We start from the raw sequence: 17,348 nt of genomic DNA on the forward strand, positions 1-17,348 counted from the left end.
CGCTCGGGCGGTGGCCGGTCAGTCGGCGTCGATCAGCGCCCGGCGGACGGCGGAGAGCAGCTGCCCCAGGCCGAAGGCGGCGAGCAGCACCCAGACCGCGGTCGCCATGGTGATGGTGCCGGCGGCCAGATCCGCCTCGATCAGCCCGGACAGGCCGGCCAGCAGGAGGCCCGCCACCGCCACACAGACCCGGGTGGGCCGCTCCCCCACGGTGACCGCGCCGATCTCCCGCATGCCCGCGGCGACCGCGCGGGCTCGGACGTACTCGTGCAGCCAGGAGAGCGCCCCGCCCGCGGCGACCAGCGCCCCCGGCGCACCCACCAGCCAGAACGCCACCAGCCAGGCGGCCTCGCCGAGCCGGTCGGCCAGCGAGTCGTAGACGTAACCGAGGCGGGTGGTCCGGCCGGTGGCCACGGCCACCGCCCCGTCGACGCTGTCGGCCACCGAGGCGAGCAGCACGAACAGGGCAGCCAGGAACGGCCCGTCGCCCGGCCGGACCGCGAACAGCGGTACGCAGAGGCAGAGCAGCACCCCGACCACCGTCACCGCGGTAGGGCCGACCCGCAGCCGGCCCAGCAGGAACCCGACGTGGTAGGAGAAGCGCAGCCAGCCGCGTACCACCGGAGTGGCGGCCCGGGGATCGAACCCCCCGTGCAGCCGGGCCCACGCCGTGGCGTACTCGTTCCAGTTCAGCTGTCTGCCCACCACGGTTCAACCGTCGCGACGGCGCCGAGGTGTCGCGCGCCGGGTGTCACGTCGCGGCGCCCACCCGCAGGTTCTGCCAGATCTCCCGGGTCGCGGTGGACCGGTTGAAGGTGATGAAGTGGATCCCCGGGACCCCCTCGTCGAGCAGCCGCCGGCACATCTCGCTGGTCTGCTCGATGCCCAGCCGACGGACCGCCTCCGGATCGTCGGCGACCCGCTCGAACCGGGCGGCCAGCGCCGGCGGGAAGGGCGCCCCGGACAGCTGCACCGATCGTTCGATGGTGCCGATCCGGGTCACCGGCATCACCCCGGCCAGGATCGGGGTGTCGCAGCCGGCCGCGGCCACCCGGTCCCGCAGCCGAAGGTACTCGTCGGCGTCGAAGAACATCTGAGTGATCGCGAAGTCCGCGCCGGCCCGGCACTTGCGGATGAAGTACTCGGTGTCGGTGTCGACGTCCGGCGAGCGCGGATGCCGGTAGGGGAAGGCGGCGACACCGACGCTGAAGTCACCGGACTGACGGACCAGGCGGACGAGATCCTCGGCGTACTGCACGCCGTCGGGGTGCGGGATCCACTCGCCGGTGGGATCGCCCGGCGGGTCACCGCGTACCACCAGCACGTTGCGCACCCCCGCGCCGGCCAGCCGGCCGACCACGTGCCGCAGCTCGGCGACGGAGTGGTTGACCGCGGTCAGGTGGGCCATCGGCAGCAACGTGGTCTCGGTGGCGATCCGCTCGGTGACCGCGACCGTGGTGTCCCGGGTGGAGCCGCCGGCACCGTAGGTGATCGAGACGAACGAGGGGCGCAGTGGCTCCAGCTCCCGGATGGCCTGCCACAACTGCCGCTCGCCCTGCTCCGTCTTCGGCGGCATGAACTCGAAGGAGAAGGTCGGCTGGCAGTCGCGGACCAGCTCTCCGATCGCCGGCTGCGAGTTCGGGAGGACCGAGGGAAGACCGAGCGCCACGCACCGACTCTAGCGGGCCGGGCCGGACACCCCCACCGGCTTCCCAGCGGTGGGGACGAGGCCCGTTGATGCGGTGTCCGCCTTGGGCGACTGTCACACCCCCGGGCTAGCTTGCTCACCTGGCGCGGATGCGGTCGGAAACCGCACCGGGGGCCCGCGCCGGGGGTCAGCAGCAGACCGGTGGGTGCCGGCACCTGCCCGAGCGGGGCGGGTCGGACCACCGCCACGCCGACCCGTCCGGAGGCCCATGATGTCCCCGACCTCACCCGGCCGGCCGCCGCTCGGCCCGCTGGTGGCCAGGTCACGACTCGCCCGGGGCTGGAGTCAGTCCCGCCTCGCCACGGAACTCTGTGCCGCCGCCGGGGTGGCCACCCTGAGCCGGCACGAGATCTCCCGGTGGGAGCGGCAGGTACGCGTGCCTGGGCCGTTCTGGCGCGGCTGGCTGGCCCGGGTCCTCACCGTCGACCCGCCACCCACCGGCTGCGTCGGGACCGACCCGCCACCCATCGGCTGTACCCGGACCGACCGGCCGCCGGCCGGCTGCGTCCGGGCCGACCCGCCGCCGACCGGCCGGGTGCCGCACTGTCGGCCCGCCGCGTCCGCGCCCGCCGCCAGGCCCGGCGGGGCTCGACCGCGCCCGACCCGGCGTGCCCCGACGCCCGACGCCCCGACGGCGGGGTCGGCCGGGTCGACCCGGCCGCGAGCAGCGCCGAACACGACGCGCCGGAGGGCGGGTGGGTCGGCGCGCCGCGTCCCGACCCATTAGCGTCGGGACGTGACCCATGCTGCTCCCGTCTCCCCCGTCGACCGTGCCAGCCTGCGCCAGCGGGTGGACAAGGCGCTGTCGGACTTCCTCGCCGGCCGTCGCACCTGGATGACCGACGTCGACGACGCGCTGGTGCCGGTCGCCGAGGCGATCGAGGCGTTCGTGCTGGGCGGCGGCAAGCGGCTGCGGCCGGCCTTCGCCTACTGGGGCTACCGGGGGGCCGGCGGGGTGGACACCGATCCGGTGGTGACCGCTCTCGCGGCGCTGGAGTTCGTGCAGGCCAGCGCGCTGATCCACGACGACCTGATGGACCGCTCGGACACCCGCCGGGGTGAGCCGGCGGTGCACCGGCGGTTCGCCGCTCGGCACCGCTCGGCCGGCTGGGGTGGCGACCCCGACGGCTTCGGTGACGCCGCGGCGATCCTGCTGGGAGATCTGTGCCTGGTCTGGTCCGACGAGCTGCTGCACTCCGCCGGGCTCGATCCCCGGGCGGTGGCCCGCGCCCGGCCGGACTTCGACGAGATGCGCACCGAGGTCACCATCGGGCAGTACCTCGACGTGCTGACCCAGGCCACCGGCGACACCTCGGTGGAGCGGGCCGGCAAGGTCGCCCGGTACAAGTCGGCCAAGTACACCGTGGAACGGCCGCTGCTGATCGGCGCGGCGCTGGCCGACGCTCCCGCCGACGTACGCATCGCGTACTCGGCGTACGGGTTGCCGTTGGGTGAGGCCTTCCAGCTGCGCGACGACGTGCTGGGCGTCTTCGGCGACCCGGCGCAGACGGGCAAGCCGGCCGGCGACGACCTGCGCGAGGGCAAGCGGACCTACCTGGTGGCGGCGGCCCTGGAGGCGGCCGACGACGCCGGTCGCACGCTGCTGCTCGGTGGCCTCGGCGACGCGGAGCTGGACGCCGCCGGGGTGGCCCGACTGCGGGAGGTGATCATCGACACCGGCGCGTTGACCCGTACGGAGCAACGCATCGTCACGCTGACCGACGCGGCGCTCGCCGCGCTCACCGCCGTCGACCTGGACACCGAGGCCCGCCAGGCCCTGGTGGACCTGGCCATCGCCGCCACCCGCCGCGCCGACTGAGCTTCAGAACGGGTTCGAGGAGCCGCGCCCGCCTTCTCGGACCGCTCTCAGAAGCCCAGGGCCTGAGCGCGGCGCTTGACCTCGCGGGCCTGGTCGCCGGCGAGGGCGGCGGCGGGGGTACCGCCGGCCAACGTGTCGTCGGTCTCGTAGAGCCAGCGCAGGGCGGCCTCGTCGTCGTAGCCCGCGTCGGCCAGCAGGGTGAGCACACCCGGCAGGTGTTTGAGCACGGTGCGGTTGGCCACCAGATCGGCCGGGATCCGGCGGACACCGTCGCGGCGTACCGCGATCAGTTCCCGCTCCCTGATCATCTGGTGCACCTTGCTGATCGGCAGGTCGAGCCGCTCGGCGACGTCCGGCAGGGTCAGCCAGCCGGCCGCGTCGGCGGGGCCGGCCGCGGGCGCGGCACCCTCGGCGGGTACGGAATCGGTCACGCGCAACACCCTGCCACGCCACCCCCAGGCCCGGTCAACGACCTGCCGACGACCACCCTGAGCAGGGACGACCGTCACGCTACGCGCGCGCCGGACCCGCCGACGGATGCCCGGCGGTAGCATCCTGTTCAACCTTCGTCCCCCCGACACATAGACTGCCTGCTGATGGACACACAGGTCGCCGACACGTTGCTTGGCTCGCTGATCGACGGGCGCTACCGCATTCGCGGTCGCGTGGCCCGTGGCGGCATGGCGACCGTGTACACCGCCACCGACGAGCGGCTCGAACGCACCGTCGCCGTCAAGATCATTCACTCCACCCAGGGGCCGACCGGCCAGGCCGGGCAGCCCAGCTTCGTCGACCGGTTCACCGACGAGGCCAAGACCATCGCCCGGCTCACCCATCCCAACGTGGTGGCGGTCTACGACCAGGGCACCCACGCCGGGCGGCCGTACCTGGTCATGGAGTACGTCCGCGGGCGCACCCTGCGTGAGGTGCTGACCGAGCGCCGTCGCCTCAATCCGGACGAGGCGCTGGCCATCACCGAACAGATGCTCGCCGCGATCGGCGCCGCCCACCGGGCCGGCCTGGTGCACCGGGACGTCAAACCGGAGAACGTGCTGGTCGCCGAGGCACCCAGCGGCGGCCCCGCCAACCTCGTCGACAGCGTGGTCAAGGTGACCGACTTCGGGCTGGCCCGGGCGGTCGAGGCCAGCACCGACCACGACAGCGGCAACCAGTTGATGGCCACCGTGGCGTACGTCGCCCCCGAACTGGTCACCGACGGCCGCGCCGACGCCCGTACCGACGTCTACTCGACGGGCATCGTGCTGTTCGAGATGCTCACCGGCCGGGTGCCGTACGACGGTGACCGGCCGATCGACATCGCCTGGCAGCACGTCGACCGGGACGTCCCCGCACCCTCGATGCTGGTGCCCAGTCTGCCGCGGGTGCTCGACGACCTGGTCGCCCGCGCCACCCGACGCGACCCGACGGCCCGTCCCGGCGACGCCGGCACGCTGCTCGCCGAGGTGCAGGTGGCCCGGGACGGCCTGGGCAACCCGAACAGCCACACCGCCCGGATCTCTCCGGTGCCCGACGGCCCGGCCGTGTCCCAACCGACGATGGTGGTCGCGCCCGTGCGCCCACCCGAGCGGCCGACCTGGGCCCGCCTGCCGGAGGGGGACGGGCCCGCTCGCGGGCGACGTCGGGCGACGTCGGGCGGCAACGATCTGCGTACCCAACTGGCCGGGCTGGCCGCCCGACTGACCGGCCCGGGCGGCAACCGTCTCGCCGTCGCCGCCGTCGTCGTGGTGCTCGGGCTGGTGGCCGCACTCGGTGGCTGGTGGTTCGGGGTCGGTCGGTACACCACCGCGCCGCAGCTGGTGAGCATGACCAAGGCAGAGGCGGAGGCGCAGGCCTCCCAGTCCGGCTTCACCGTGGCCTACGCCGAGCCGCGCCACGACGATCAGGTCCCGCGCGACGGCGTGCTGGGGCAGAGTCCCGCGTCGTCCGCCCGGATTCTCAAGGGCGGCACCATCACCCTCACCCTGTCGCTCGGGCCGGAGCGCTTCGAGCTGCCGGACGTGGTCGGCAAGGAGTTCGACCTGGCCGAGGCCGACCTGCTCAGCGCCCAGCTCAAGGTCGTCAAGGGCACCGCCCGGTACGACGACAGCCTGCCCGAGGGCGTGGTGGTGGCCACCAAACCGGAGGCGGGCAAGCAGGTCAAGCCGGGCGACGAGATCACCGTCATCCTCAGCAAGGGCCGGGCCCCGATCACGGTGCCGAACCTGGTCGGCAAGAACCTCAACGACGCCCGTAACCAGATCGCCCAGCTCGGCCTGGTGCTGGTGGAGCCGACCCGCAAGCAGTCCGACAAGCCGCGCGACGAGGTGATCGGGCAGAGCCCGGCCGACGGCAGCGGCGTGGAGCCGGGCGCTCAGATCCGGCTGGAGGTGAGCGAGGGGCCCCCGCTGGTGACCGTGCCACGGGTCGTCGACCTGCCCTGCCAGCAGGCCAAGCAGGTGCTGGAGAGCCAGGGCTTCCCGGTGGCGGTGCAGTTCAACCCGAACGCCGTCACCCGGTTCCAGAACCCGAACGAGAACGCCCAGGTTCCGCCGGGGACGCAGATCACCATCGGGTGCTTCTGATGTCGGTCACGGATCCCGGCCACCGGCCGATCGGTTCACACACGCCCACCTCGGGCGGGCTGGCGAAGGCGGCACTGCCGTACCTCGACGCGGCCGGCTCCGAGGTGGCGCAGGTCTACGTCGGCAACTCCCGGGGCTGGGCGATGCCGGCCGGCGACCCGGTGCAGGACGCGCTGTTCCGGGACGGCTGCGCCGAGCGCGGCGTCTCCGCCTACATCCACGCGTCGCTGCTGGTCAACCTCGGTTCCCCGACCGCGGCGACGGTGCAGCGGTCGGCGCAGACGCTGGCGCACGCGCTGCGCCGGGGCGCGGCGATCGGCGCGCGCGGAGTGGTCTTCCACGCCGGCAGCGCGGTGGACGCCGGGCACACCGAGGCGGCCATGCGGCAGGTACGCGAGGCACTCCTGCCGCTGCTGGACGCGGCCGCCGACGCGGGCGGGCCGATGCTGCTGGTCGAGCCGAGCGCCGGCGGCGGCCGGTCGTTGGCCTGCCGGGTGGAGCAGCTCGGGCCGTACCTCGACGCGGTGGACCGGCACCCGTGGCTCGGGGTCTGCTTCGACACCTGCCACGCCTGGGCCGCCGGGCATGACCTGGCCGCCGAGGGCGGGATGACCGCGACGTTGGACGCCCTGGTGGCTACGGTCGGGGCGGACCGGCTACGGCTGGTGCACGCGAACGACTCGAAGGACCTGTGCGGGTCCACCCGGGACCGGCACGAGAACATCGGCAAGGGCATGATCGGCGAACCAGCCTTCGCCGAGCTGATGCGTCACCCCGCCACCCTCGGCGTTCCGATCCTCGTCGAGACCCCCACCGAACGCCACGAGGGCCACGCCGCCGACATCACCACCCTCCGCCGCCTCCTCCCCTGACCAACCCCGCCATCCCCCTTCGCTCCGCGATCTTGCACTTTTTGTCGCCGCACAAGCCACGAAAGGGGCGTAACGGCGACCGAAAGTGCAAGATCGCGAGGGCTGTGGGTGGGGTCAGTGGCGGAGGATGCGGGTGAGGGTGGTGGCGGCGTGGTCGACCTCGGCGTCGGTGACGTCGAGGTGGGTGACCAGACGGGCGGTGCGGGGGCCGAGCACCGAGATCAGCACGCCCTCGGCCCGGGCGGCGGCGGCCAACGCGGGCGCGTCCAGTGGAGCCTTGCTCAGGTCCAGCGGCACGATGTTGGTGCGTACCGTGGTGGCCAGCACCCCGAACGGAGCGATCGCCTCGGCCAGCCGGGCCGCCTTCGCGTGATCCTCCGCGAGCCGGTCCACGTGGTGCGCCAGCGCGTAACGGCCAGCGGCGGCCAGGATGCCGGCCTGGCGCATCCCCCCACCCATCCGCTTGCGGATCACCCGCGCCCGTTCCAACCGGTCGGCGGAACCGACCACCAGTGAGCCGACCGGCGCGCCGAGCCCCTTGGACAGGCAGACCGACAGGGTGTCGAAGAGCCCGCCGTAGGTGGCCAGCGGCACCCCGTCGGCGACGTGGGCGTGCCAGATGCGGGCGCCGTCGCAGTGCAGCGCCAGCTGCCCGGCGTCGGCCACTCGACGCAGCTCCCGCAGCGTGTCGAGAGCGATCACCCCGCCGCCGCCACGGTTGTGGGTCTGCTCCACCGCGATCGCCCTGGTGGGCACCGCCCAGTAGCCGTCGGGACGGACCATGCCGGCGACCACGTCGGGGTCGAGCTGGGCGCCCACCGCAGGCCAGGTCCGCGAGGTGACCCCACCGTACGCGGCGGCAGCCCCCATCTCGTACGTGACCACGTGCGCGTCGGCGTCGCAGAGCAGCTCCGCGCCGGGCGGCACCAGCAGTTGCAGGGCGATCTGGTTGGCCATCGACCCGGTCGGGCAGAACAACGCCGCCTCGTGCCCGAACAGCGCGGCGACCTCGGCCTCCAGAGCGGTGACCGTCGGATCCTCGCCGTAGACGTCGTCACCCACCTCGGCGCCAGCCATGGCCTCGCGCATCCCGGCGGTCGGCCGGGTCACCGTGTCCGAACGCAGGTCGATCGGATCAGCCACGGTCATTCCTTCGGCCGCCGACTGCGGGGCTCGCAAGCTCACTCCTCGCGTCAGCCACAGTCGTCCCTCCGGCCGCCGACTGCGGGGCTCGCAAGCTCACTCCTCGCGTCAGCCACGGAGCATCTCCGCGACGAGGAAGGCCAGCTCCAGCGACTGCTGGGTGTTCAGTCGGGGGTCGCAGGCGGTCTCGTACCGGCCGGGCAGGTCGAGGTCGGCGATGCCCTGGGCGCCGCCAAGGCACTCGGTGACGTCCTCGCCGGTCAGCTCGACATGCAGGCCGCCGGGGTGGGTCTCCAGGCCCCGGTGCACCTCGAAGTAGCCCAGCACCTCGTCGACGATCCGGTCGAAGTGGCGGGTCTTGTAGCCGTTGGAGGACTCATGGGTGTTGCCGTGCATCGGATCGCACTGCCACACCACCTTCGCCCCGGCGGCGGTCACCTTGGCCACGATCGGCGGCAGCGCGTCGCGGACCTTGTGGTTACCCATCCGGCTGATCAGGGTGAGCCGACCGGGGACGTTGTCCGGGTTAAGCTTCTCGCACAGCTCGATCGCCTGGTCCGGGGTGGTGGTGGGGCCGAGCTTGACCCCGATCGGGTTGGCGATGCGGGAGATGAAGTCGATGTGCGCACCGTCGATCTGCCGGGTGCGCTCGCCGATCCACAGGAAGTGCCCGGAGAGCCCGTACGGCCGGCCGCCGGAGACCCGGGTCAACGCCCGGTCGTACTCCAGCGCCAGCGCCTCGTGGGAGCAGTAGAGGGTGACCGTACGCAACGCCTCGTCGTCGGTCATCCCGCAGGCACGGATGAACGCCAGCGCCCGGTCGATCTCCCGGGCGATCGCCTCGTAGCGTTCGCCGGCCGGCGAGTTGCGCACGAAGCCCTTGTTCCAGTCGTGCACGGCGTGCAGGTCGGCCAGCCCACCGGCCAGGTACGCACGCAGCATGTTCATGGCGGCGGCCGAGTTGGCGTACGCCCTGATCATGCGCTGCGGGTCGGCGACCCGCGCCTCCGGCGTGGCCTCCAGCGAGTTGATCATGTCGCCGCGGTAGGCCGGCAGCCCCCGGGCGTCGGTCGGCAGCGACCTCGGCTTGGTGTACTGCCCCGCGACCCGGGCCACCTTGACCACCGGCAGCGACGCACCGTAGGTCAGCACGATCGCCATCTGCAGCAGCGTGCGGGCGTTGGCCAGCAGGTGGCTCTCGGTGTTGTCGGCGAAGGTCTCCGCGCAGTCACCGCCCTGGAGCAGGAACGCCTTGCCCTCGCAGACCAGCGCGAGGCGCTGGCGCAACTGGTCGACCTCGTACGGGGCGACCACCGACGGCACGGTGTCGAGCACCTTGCAGACCTCGGCCACCTGGGCCTCGTCGGGCCAGGGTGGGGTCTGGGCGCGCGGCAGCTCCCGCCAGCGGTCCAGGCCGAGAGCCTCGTCCTCGGCGGAGTCGACGGTCGGGCGGCTGGTCTGCAGCACCGGGCTGCCCACCGCCGGATGACTCAACTGATGCCACTCATGGCGCATGACATGCAGCGTACGGCGACCGGCTGGGAGATCGACCGGCGAGGGGCCGGGTTCCGGCAGATGGACGACCCGCGCCGGTGGCGCAGGTCAGGGCGCGGACACCTCGGGCGGGGCCGGGCTGTTCGCCCCGGGCCGCTCGTCGGAGATGCACCAGTCGAGACCGTCGCGGGTGACGGTGAACAGCAGCGGGCGGGTCGCCTTCTTCTTGCCGACGGTCACCGTGACCGCGGTGCTGACCTCCTGCCCGGCCGGGCCGGGTCGGATGTCGGTGATCTCGGACTTCGACACCTCGAAGTGGTCGGCGAAGTCACCGTTCGGCTCGGTGGCGGCCGCATCGAACGCCTCGTGCAGCACCGCGCAGAGCTGGCTCCGGCCGGCCGCCACGTCCTTGGCCGCCATCGCGTCGAGGTACGCCTGGACGCGTTCGCGGGACTTCAGCATGGCCTCCTCGGCCGGTGCCCGCCCGGGCTGCTCCGCCTCCCCGTCGCCGACGAGCCCACAGCCGACCAACGCGAACGGCACGGCAGCCAGCAGCGCGGCGGTGGTCGCCGGACGCCGGACCATGGTCACCTCCTCGACGGCGGACATCGAGCAACGGTCGAGCGGCGAGTCTGTCACACCCGCCGCTGGCTCAAGGAAGGGCCCCTTATTAACGCCTTTTGTATAGGAAGGGCCCCCTGTTAACACGCGCGACCGGACCGGCGCGGATTCGGCAACCTGAGGCCGGCCGGCTCGGCGCACGTCGACGGTCTGTTAAGAGGGGGCCCCTGCTATACCGGAGGCGTTAACAAGGGGCCCTTCCTTTCACGCACGTCACGCACGCGGACGGGGAGGGGCCGGTGCGGGCCCCTCCCCGTCGTGTGGGTGGTGCGTCGGCCGTCGGCTCAGCCGAGGCCGCCCTTGATGGCGCTGATCAGCTCACCGTTGCTGGTGTCACCGGAGAGCTCCCAGAAGAAGGCGCCACCGAGGCCCTGGTTCTTGGCGTACGTCATCTTGCCGCCGATGGTCGACGGCGTGTCGTAGCTCCACCAGTTGCTGCCGCACTTGGCGTACGCCGTACCGGCGATGGTGGCGGTCGCCGGGCAGGTGTTCTTGAGCACCTTGTAGTCCTCGATGCCCTGCTCGTAGGTGCCCGGCGCCGGTCCGGTCGCGGTGCCGCCCGGCGTGGTCTGGGTCACCCCGGTCCAGCCACGGCCGTAGAAGCCGATGCCGAGCAGCAGCTTGTTGGCCGGGATGCCCTTGCTCTTGAGCTTCTGGATCGCCGCGTCGGACCAGAAGCCCTGCTGCGGGATGCCGGAGTACGAGTACAGCGGCGAGTGCGGGGCGGTGGGGCCCTGCGCGTTGAAGGCGCCGAAGTAGTCGTACGTCATCGGCATGATCCAGTTCAGGTGCGTGGCGGCACCGGCGTAGTCGGTGGCGTCGATCTTGCCGCCGCTGCTGCCGTCCGCGGTGATCGCGGCGGTGACCAGGTTGTTCGAGCCGAACCGGTTGCGCAGCGCGCTGGCCACGTTCTTGAACGCGTTCGGGCCACTGGCGTCACAGGTCAGACCGCAGGCGTTCGGATACTCCCAGTCGATGTCGATGCCGTCGAAGACATCCGCCCAGCGCGGGTCCTCGACCAGGTTGTAGCAGCTCTCGGCGAAGGCGGTCGGGTTCTGCGCGGCCTGGGTGAAGCCGCCGGACCAGGTCCAGCCACCGAACGACCAGATGACCTTGATGTGCGGGTACATCCGCTTGAGCTTGCGCAGCTGGTTGAAGCTGCCGCGCAGCGGCTGGTCCCAGGTGTCGGCCACACCGTCGACGCTCTCCGCCGCGGTGTACGCCTTCTCGTAGTCGGCGTAGCTGTCGCCGATGGTGCACCGGCCGCCCGTGGTGTTGCCGAAGGCGTACAGGATGTGCGTCAGCTTCGCGGCCGAGCCGCTGGTGTGGATGTTCTTGACGTGGTAGTTGCGGGCGTACACGCCCCACTGGGCGAAGTAGCCGACCACCTTCTGCGCGCCCGGGTTCGGGGGCGGGGTGGTCGGGGGCGGGGTGGTCGGCGGGGCGGTGGTGGGCGGCGTGGTCGTGGGCGGGGTCGTGGTGGGCGGTGCCGTGGTGGGCGTGGTGCCGCCACCGCAGGGCGCACCGTTGATGGTGCAGTTGAGCGGCGCCCGGTACGCACCGGTGCCGTTGTAGCCCCAGCTGAAGGAGGCGCCCGGAGCCAGCGCACCGGCCCAGCTCTTCTTGACCGCCACATAGCGGTTGCCGTTGCGGGTGACGTCGGCATCCCAGGAGCTGCTGATGCTGGTGCCGGACGGCAGCTCGAACTCGATGCGCCAGGTGCTGAGGCTGGCGGCCGACCCGTTGGTGATGGTGACCCGCGTCTCGTGACCGGTCCCCCAGTCGGACACCCGGGCGAACGAGGTGGTCACGCTTCCGGCGCCGAACGCCGAGGCCATCGGGACCGTGGCGACGGTCACCGCGACCACGGCGCCGACCCAGAGGGCCCGGCGGAGCGATCTCTTCATGTGGCGTCTCCAAACAGTTAGGAAACTTTCCAAAATGATGAGGAGACGCTACTCACACGCCACCACTTCGTCAAGATGTGCATGTATCGATTAGCCGCGGAGAGTCAGATCGACCCGGCACCCGGCGTCACCGTCGGCGGCGCCCCGGGTACCGGACGGTAACTTCGGGCCACCCCGACCCGCCCGGGACCGTCCGACCGCCGGTAGCCTCCGGAGCATGACCGTCTTCGACATCCCGATCGGCGCGCTCGCCGGCGGACCGGCCGACCTCGCGCAGTACCGCGGGCGCGCACTGCTGATCGTGAACGTGGCCTCCCGTTGCGGCCTCACTCCGCAGTACGCCGGCCTGCAGGCCCTTCAGGACGAGTACGCCGACCGAGGGCTGACCGTGCTCGGCGTGCCGTGCAACCAGTTCGCCGGCCAGGAGCCGGGCGGCGCGGCGGAGATCAGCGACTTCTGCCAGGTCAACTACGGCGTGACCTTCCCGCTCACCGAGAAGGTCGACGTCAACGGTCCCGACCGTCACCCCCTGTACGCGGCCCTGGTGGACACCGCCGACGCCGACGGTCACACCGGCGACGTCCGCTGGAACTTCGAGAAGTTCCTCGTCTCCCCCGACGGCTCCGTCGCCGCCCGCTTCGCGCCCACCGTCACGCCCGACGATCCGGACCTGCGTACCGCCGTCGACAAGACCCTCCCCGCGTAACCACCCACCCCACCCCGCCTCGTCGATCTTGCAGTTGTGGTCGCGCCTTTTTCTGGCTTTCACACACCTTCGGACCGACAACAACTGATGATCGACGAGCCGGTGGGTGGGCCGGCGGAGCGAGGTAGGTTCGGGGTGGAGATGGAGGGGTGGGTATGGCGACGGTGGGGTTGATCGGGAGCGGGCACATCGGCGGGACGCTCGCGCGGCTGGCCGTGGACGCCGGCTACGACGTGGTGTTGAGCAACTCGCGCGGGCCGGAGACCCTGACCGACCTGGTCGAGGAACTCGGGCCGCAGGCCAGCGCGGGCACCGCCGACGCCGCGGCCCGCGCCGGCGACCTGGTGGTGGTCACCATTCCGTTCAAGTCGTACCGGTCCGTGCCGGCCGAACCGCTGGCCGGCAAGGTGGTCATCGACACGAACAACTACTACCCACAGCGCGACGGCCAGATCCCCGAGTTGGACGAGGGCAGCACCACCAGCAGCGAGCTGCTGCAACGCCACCTGCCGCAGTCCCGGGTGGTGAAGGCGTTCAACAACATCTTCTTCAAGCACCTGCTCACCCTGGCCCGGCCGGCCGGCGCGGCCGACCGCAGCGCGCTGCCGATCGCCGGTGACGACGCCGAGGCCAAGGCCACCGTCGCCGCCTTCCTCGACCGGATCGGGTACGACACGGTTGACGCCGGTACGCTCGCCGACGGCTGGCGCTTCCAGCCGGACACTCCCGCCTACGGCGTCATCTACTCCGCCGATCAGACGAACCTGGAACGGGAAAGCCCGGCCGGCGCCGGCGTCCTACGCTCCGCGCTGGCCAAGGCCGGCTGACCCGACCCGCCGAGGACGGCGCTGACCTGGCCCCGCCGACCGGGCTGGCGGCTGACCTGACCGGCCGGACGGCTGCCGACCCGCCTCAGGCCGCTACCCCACGGCGGGCTCGCCACTCGGGTGCCAGCACCGACCAGACCTCCAGGTCGATGCGCCCCTGCGGTCCCGGCAACGCGTCCCGTAGGACACCGTCGCGGCGCATGCCGAGCCGACGGGCCACGCCGATGCTGCGTACGTTGCCGGCGTTGACCCGCCACTCGACCCGGTGCAGGCCACGCTCGACGAGCGCCCAGTCGACGATCCGCTCGACCGCGCGGGTCGCCAGCCCACGTCCCTCGGCCGCCGGCTCCAGCCAGCAACCCGCCTCGCAGACCCCGGTCGCGGTGCTCAGCGAGACGAGCAGCACCCCGCCGACCAACGTGCCGCCGGACCAGATTCCCCAGATCCCGCCGTCGTCCCGGGCCCACCGGTCGGCGTAGCGCTGGAGCACGTGCCGCGCCCCGTCGAGATCGGTGGCCACGAAGGACGCCGACACCCACGGCGCGATGTGTTCCCGCGACCGGTCCAGGTTGGCCAGGAACTCCTCGGCGTGCCACGGGTTCAGCGGCCGCAGTTCGGCGTCGCCGGTCAACGGCAGGGCGAACATCAGCACTCACCTTCCGGTACGCCTCGACGCAGGACCGGCGTCGAGGTGGGGCGGAAGCCCAACTCCCGGTAAAGCGGCTCCGCCTCCGGGCTGGCCTTCAGGTCGACCGTCCGCACCCCCCGCCCGGCGAACCAGTCGAGCAGCGCCGACACGCAGCCCCGTGAGTAACCCCGCCGGCGGTACGCGGGGTCGGTGACCACGTTCAGGACGTAACCACGCTGGTCGCTCGCGTCTGCCGGCCCACCGAGCCGCAGGTCGACCACGCCCACCGCGCACGCGGCCAGCACCCCGGGTCGGCCCGGGGCTTCCACCACGTAGGCGGCCAGGTCGGCCTCCGGGTCCGGCAGCTGTCGCCGCAACGTACGCAGGGCGACGTGCTGCCACTCGCCGGGCTCCGGCGGGGCACCGTTCATCGCGCCCAACATGACCGCCCGCAACCGCACCAGTTCCCGGGCATCGTCCACATTCGCCCGCCGCACCCCGCTCACCGGCAAAGACTAGGAGATCGTGTCGTCCGCCGATCTTCCGGGGCAGGGCGTCAGATGGGGCGGCGGCCGGCGAAACCGCAGTCGGCGCGGTGGTACCAGCGGACGTCGGTGTCGCCCTCCAGCCAGCACCAGAGCACCTGCCGGCCCTCGCGTTCGCCGGGGAAGTCGAGCAGTACGGGTGCCACGCTCTTGACCTCGATGCCGTGCTGCTGGATCTCGTCGAGGACCGCGTACAGGCGAGCCTCCAGGCCCTTGACCTCGGCCCGGCCGCCGAGTGCGCTGAGCCCGTGGCCGGCCAGGTCGGCCTGCAACTCGGCCAGGTCGGCGCGGACCCGGATCAGCTCGTCGATCCGCGGATGCAGGGTGGCTACCAGGTGCCGGGCCTGGGCGAGAGTGAACACCGCGCCAGTATGCGCCACCCCGCCCTGCCCACGACCCCCACACCACCCTCCGCCCACACCGAAATGCGCCCGCTCCCGTTGATCATGACGTTAGCGGCGTTTCAGAGATCGAAGACTGCCGCTAACCTCATGATCAACGCTGGGGTGGGGGTGGGGGTGGGGCGGGTTACTCGGCTTGGGCGGCTAGTTCGCGGGCGCGGTCGCGGGCGGCCTCGAGGGCGGCCAACAGGGCTGCGCGTACGCCGTGGTTCTCCAGCTCGCGGACGGCGGAGATGGTGGTGCCGGCGGGCGAGGTGACCGCCTCGCGGAGCTTCACGGGATGCTCACCGGAGTCGCGCAGCATCACCGCCGACCCGATCGCGGTCTGCACGATCAGGTCGTGCGCCACCTGGCGGGGCAGGCCGAGCAGGATGCCGGCGTCGGTCATCGCCTCGACCAGCAGGTAGAAGTAGGCCGGACCGGAGCCGGAGAGGGCGGTCACCGCGTCCTGCTGGGTCTCCGGCACCCGGATAGTCGCGCCCAGCGGCTTGAACATCTCCTCGGCCAGGGCCAGGTGCTCGCCGGTGGCGTGCGCGCCAGCCGAGATCGCGGTCATCGCCTGGTCGACCAGGGCCGGGGTGTTGGTCATGACCCGCACCACCGGCGTGCCCTCGGGCAGTCGGCGGCTGAAGAAGCTGCTCGGCAGGCCGGCGCAGAGCGAGATCAGCAGTTTGCCGGTCGGCACCTTGGGCCCGATCTCGTCCAGCAGCGCGGCGGCGTCCTGCGGCTTGACCGAGACGGCCAGCACCTCGGCCTCGTCCACAGCGGTGAGGTTGTCCACCACCCGCACGCCGTAGCGGGCGGTCAGTTCCTCGGCGCGGGCCGGGCGACGGGCGGTGGCGAGCAGCCGGTCCACCGGCCAGCCCGAACGCAGCAGCCCGGAGAGCATCAGCTCGCCGATCTTGCCCGCACCGATCACCGCTACGGTCCGCACCCCGGCTGACACCTGACGTACCCCCTTGGTGGTCCGGCGTCACGGCGGCCCCGGCGGGCCGGCCGCGACGCCGGAACGACGATCAGCTGCCGAAGAAGACCTCGGCCTCGGCGTACCGCTCCAGCGGCACGGTCTTCAGCTCGGCGGTGGCGTCGGCGAGCGGGACGCGGACGATGTCGGTGCTCTGCATCGCAACCATCTTGCCCCAGTCACCCTCGTGCGCCGCGTCGATCGCCTGAAGGCCGAGCCGGGTGGCGAGCACCCGGTCGAACGCGGTCGGGGTGCCACCGCGCTGGATGTGCCCGAGCACGACCGTGCGGGCCTCCTTGCCGGTCTTGGCCTCCAGCTGCTCGGCCAGCCACTGGCCGATGCCACCGAGCCGGACGTGACCGAACGCGTCCAGCTCCTGGTTCTGCAGGACCATCTGGCCCTCCAGCGGCTGGGCGCCCTCGGCGACCACCACGATGGGGGCGTACTGGTGCTGGAAGCGCTTCTCGACGTAGCCGGCGACCTGCTCGACGTCGAACTGCCGCTCGGGCAGCAGGATCACGTTGGCGCCGCCGGCCAGACCGGCGTGCAGGGCGATCCAGCCGGCGTGCCGACCCATCACCTCGACCACCAGGGTGCGGTGGTGGCTCTCGGCGGTGGTGTGCAGCCGGTCGATCGCCTCCATGGCGATGTTCACCGCGGTGTCGAAGCCGAAGGTGTAGTCGGTGGCGCCCAGGTCGTTGTCGATCGTCTTGGGCACGCCGATGACGTGGACGCCCAACTCGTGCAGCTTGGTCGCGACGCCGAGGGTGTCCTCGCCGCCGATGGCGATGAGCGCGTCGACGCCCTGCGCGGCCAGGTTGTCCTTGATCCGCTCGACGCCGTTCTCAATCTTGAACGGGTTGGTCCGGGAGGAACCGAGGATCGTGCCGCCACGGGGCAGGATGCCGCGGACCTCCGCGATTCCCAGCGGGCGGGACAGCCCTTCCAGCGGGCCCTTCCAGCCGTCGCGGAAACCCACGAACTCGTGACCGTAAGTGGCGACGCCCTTACGGACCACCGCCCGGATGACCGCGTTGAGACCCGGGCAGTCGCCGCCGCCGGTGAGCACGCCGATACGCATGATCTGCTCATCCTCCTGGGGAGCATCTGGTCAAGCCCGATCAAGCCCCA

The 17,348-nt window shown here is 72.1% G+C and carries 18 protein-coding genes; 6 read left to right on the top strand and 12 right to left on the bottom strand.

Annotation, left to right across the window (positions count from 1 at the left end):
- Positions 1 to 18 precede the first annotated feature (18 nt).
- Positions 19 to 708 carry a CDP-alcohol phosphatidyltransferase family protein gene (locus SM447_RS18615; RefSeq protein WP_474574087.1) on the bottom strand — a complete coding sequence of 230 codons (690 nt, stop codon included), beginning with the start codon at positions 706 to 708 and terminating at the stop codon, positions 19 to 21.
- A 43-nt stretch (positions 709 to 751) separates the two neighbouring features.
- Positions 752 to 1,669: a methylenetetrahydrofolate reductase [NAD(P)H] gene (gene metF / locus SM447_RS18620; protein ID WP_474574088.1), complete on the bottom strand. Its 918-nt coding sequence runs from the start codon at positions 1,667 to 1,669 to the stop codon at positions 752 to 754.
- A gap of 247 nt (positions 1,670 to 1,916) precedes the next feature.
- On the opposite strand from metF, the gene SM447_RS18625 reads away from it, so the two are divergent.
- A complete protein-coding gene (locus tag SM447_RS18625; protein ID WP_474574089.1) occupies positions 1,917 to 2,435 on the top strand; it encodes a helix-turn-helix domain-containing protein in 519 nt (172 codons plus the stop codon).
- 9 nt (positions 2,436 to 2,444) lie between these two features.
- Positions 2,445 to 3,527 (top strand): polyprenyl synthetase family protein, encoded by a 1,083-nt coding sequence (locus SM447_RS18630; protein WP_474574090.1) that lies wholly within the window; start codon positions 2,445 to 2,447, stop codon positions 3,525 to 3,527.
- Positions 3,528 to 3,574: 47 nt separating this feature from the next.
- Here the strand turns inward: SM447_RS18630 and SM447_RS18635 are convergent, their stop codons facing one another.
- Positions 3,575 to 3,958 carry an Rv2175c family DNA-binding protein gene (locus SM447_RS18635; protein WP_474574091.1) on the bottom strand — a complete coding sequence of 128 codons (384 nt, stop codon included), beginning with the start codon at positions 3,956 to 3,958 and terminating at the stop codon, positions 3,575 to 3,577.
- A 165-nt stretch (positions 3,959 to 4,123) separates the two neighbouring features.
- Here SM447_RS18635 and pknB point away from each other — a divergent pair, with 165 nt between their 5' ends.
- Both pknB and SM447_RS18645 read left to right on the top strand, forming a co-directional pair.
- The gene (pknB, locus tag SM447_RS18640; RefSeq protein WP_474574092.1) at positions 4,124 to 6,109 is read left to right on the top strand and encodes a Stk1 family PASTA domain-containing Ser/Thr kinase; all 1,986 of its coding nucleotides are present in this window, start codon (positions 4,124 to 4,126) and stop codon (positions 6,107 to 6,109) included.
- Positions 6,109 to 6,981: a deoxyribonuclease IV gene (locus SM447_RS18645; RefSeq protein WP_474574093.1), complete on the top strand. Its 873-nt coding sequence runs from the start codon at positions 6,109 to 6,111 to the stop codon at positions 6,979 to 6,981. The genes pknB and SM447_RS18645 overlap by 1 nt, the downstream gene beginning before the upstream one ends.
- 114 nt (positions 6,982 to 7,095) lie before the next feature.
- Here the strand turns inward: SM447_RS18645 and SM447_RS18650 are convergent, their stop codons facing one another.
- From SM447_RS18650 to SM447_RS18665, 4 genes are all read right to left on the bottom strand, one after another.
- Positions 7,096 to 8,070, bottom strand: a complete 975-nt coding sequence (locus SM447_RS18650; RefSeq protein ID WP_474574228.1) for a threonine aldolase family protein — start codon at positions 8,068 to 8,070, stop codon at positions 7,096 to 7,098.
- Positions 8,071 to 8,232: 162 nt separating this feature from the next.
- Entirely contained in the window at positions 8,233 to 9,639 is a 1,407-nt protein-coding gene (locus SM447_RS18655; protein ID WP_474574094.1) for a class II 3-deoxy-7-phosphoheptulonate synthase, read from the bottom strand.
- Positions 9,640 to 9,726: 87 nt separating this feature from the next.
- Complete coding sequence (locus SM447_RS18660; RefSeq protein ID WP_474574229.1) at positions 9,727 to 10,209, bottom strand: hypothetical protein; 483 nt, start codon at positions 10,207 to 10,209, stop codon at positions 9,727 to 9,729.
- Positions 10,210 to 10,523: 314 nt separating this feature from the next.
- Positions 10,524 to 12,146 (bottom strand): glycosyl hydrolase family 18 protein, encoded by a 1,623-nt coding sequence (locus SM447_RS18665; RefSeq protein ID WP_474574095.1) that lies wholly within the window; start codon positions 12,144 to 12,146, stop codon positions 10,524 to 10,526.
- A gap of 217 nt (positions 12,147 to 12,363) precedes the next feature.
- Between SM447_RS18665 and SM447_RS18670 the strand changes: the two genes are divergently transcribed.
- Positions 12,364 to 12,852 (top strand): glutathione peroxidase, encoded by a 489-nt coding sequence (locus SM447_RS18670; RefSeq protein WP_474574096.1) that lies wholly within the window; start codon positions 12,364 to 12,366, stop codon positions 12,850 to 12,852.
- A 155-nt stretch (positions 12,853 to 13,007) separates the two neighbouring features.
- A complete protein-coding gene (locus tag SM447_RS18675; protein WP_474574097.1) occupies positions 13,008 to 13,679 on the top strand; it encodes an NADPH-dependent F420 reductase in 672 nt (223 codons plus the stop codon).
- An 85-nt stretch (positions 13,680 to 13,764) separates the two neighbouring features.
- Here the strand turns inward: SM447_RS18675 and SM447_RS18680 are convergent, their stop codons facing one another.
- From SM447_RS18680 to SM447_RS18700, 5 genes are all read right to left on the bottom strand, one after another.
- A complete protein-coding gene (locus SM447_RS18680; RefSeq protein ID WP_474574098.1) occupies positions 13,765 to 14,325 on the bottom strand; it encodes a GNAT family N-acetyltransferase in 561 nt (186 codons plus the stop codon).
- Positions 14,325 to 14,813 carry a GNAT family N-acetyltransferase gene (locus SM447_RS18685; protein WP_474574099.1) on the bottom strand — a complete coding sequence of 163 codons (489 nt, stop codon included), beginning with the start codon at positions 14,811 to 14,813 and terminating at the stop codon, positions 14,325 to 14,327. Before SM447_RS18685 ends, SM447_RS18680 begins: the two co-directional genes overlap by 1 nt.
- 50 nt (positions 14,814 to 14,863) lie before the next feature.
- Positions 14,864 to 15,214, bottom strand: coding sequence for a DUF2203 domain-containing protein (locus SM447_RS18690; RefSeq protein ID WP_204007960.1), 351 nt, complete (start codon positions 15,212 to 15,214; stop codon positions 14,864 to 14,866).
- 166 nt (positions 15,215 to 15,380) lie between these two features.
- Positions 15,381 to 16,187, bottom strand: coding sequence for a pyrroline-5-carboxylate reductase (proC, locus tag SM447_RS18695; RefSeq protein WP_474574100.1), 807 nt, complete (start codon positions 16,185 to 16,187; stop codon positions 15,381 to 15,383).
- Positions 16,188 to 16,269: 82 nt separating this feature from the next.
- Entirely contained in the window at positions 16,270 to 17,298 is a 1,029-nt protein-coding gene (locus SM447_RS18700; RefSeq protein WP_474574101.1) for a 6-phosphofructokinase, read from the bottom strand.
- Positions 17,299 to 17,348: the final 50 nt, after the last annotated feature.

It is taken from the genome of Micromonospora aridisoli, assembly GCF_056150025.1.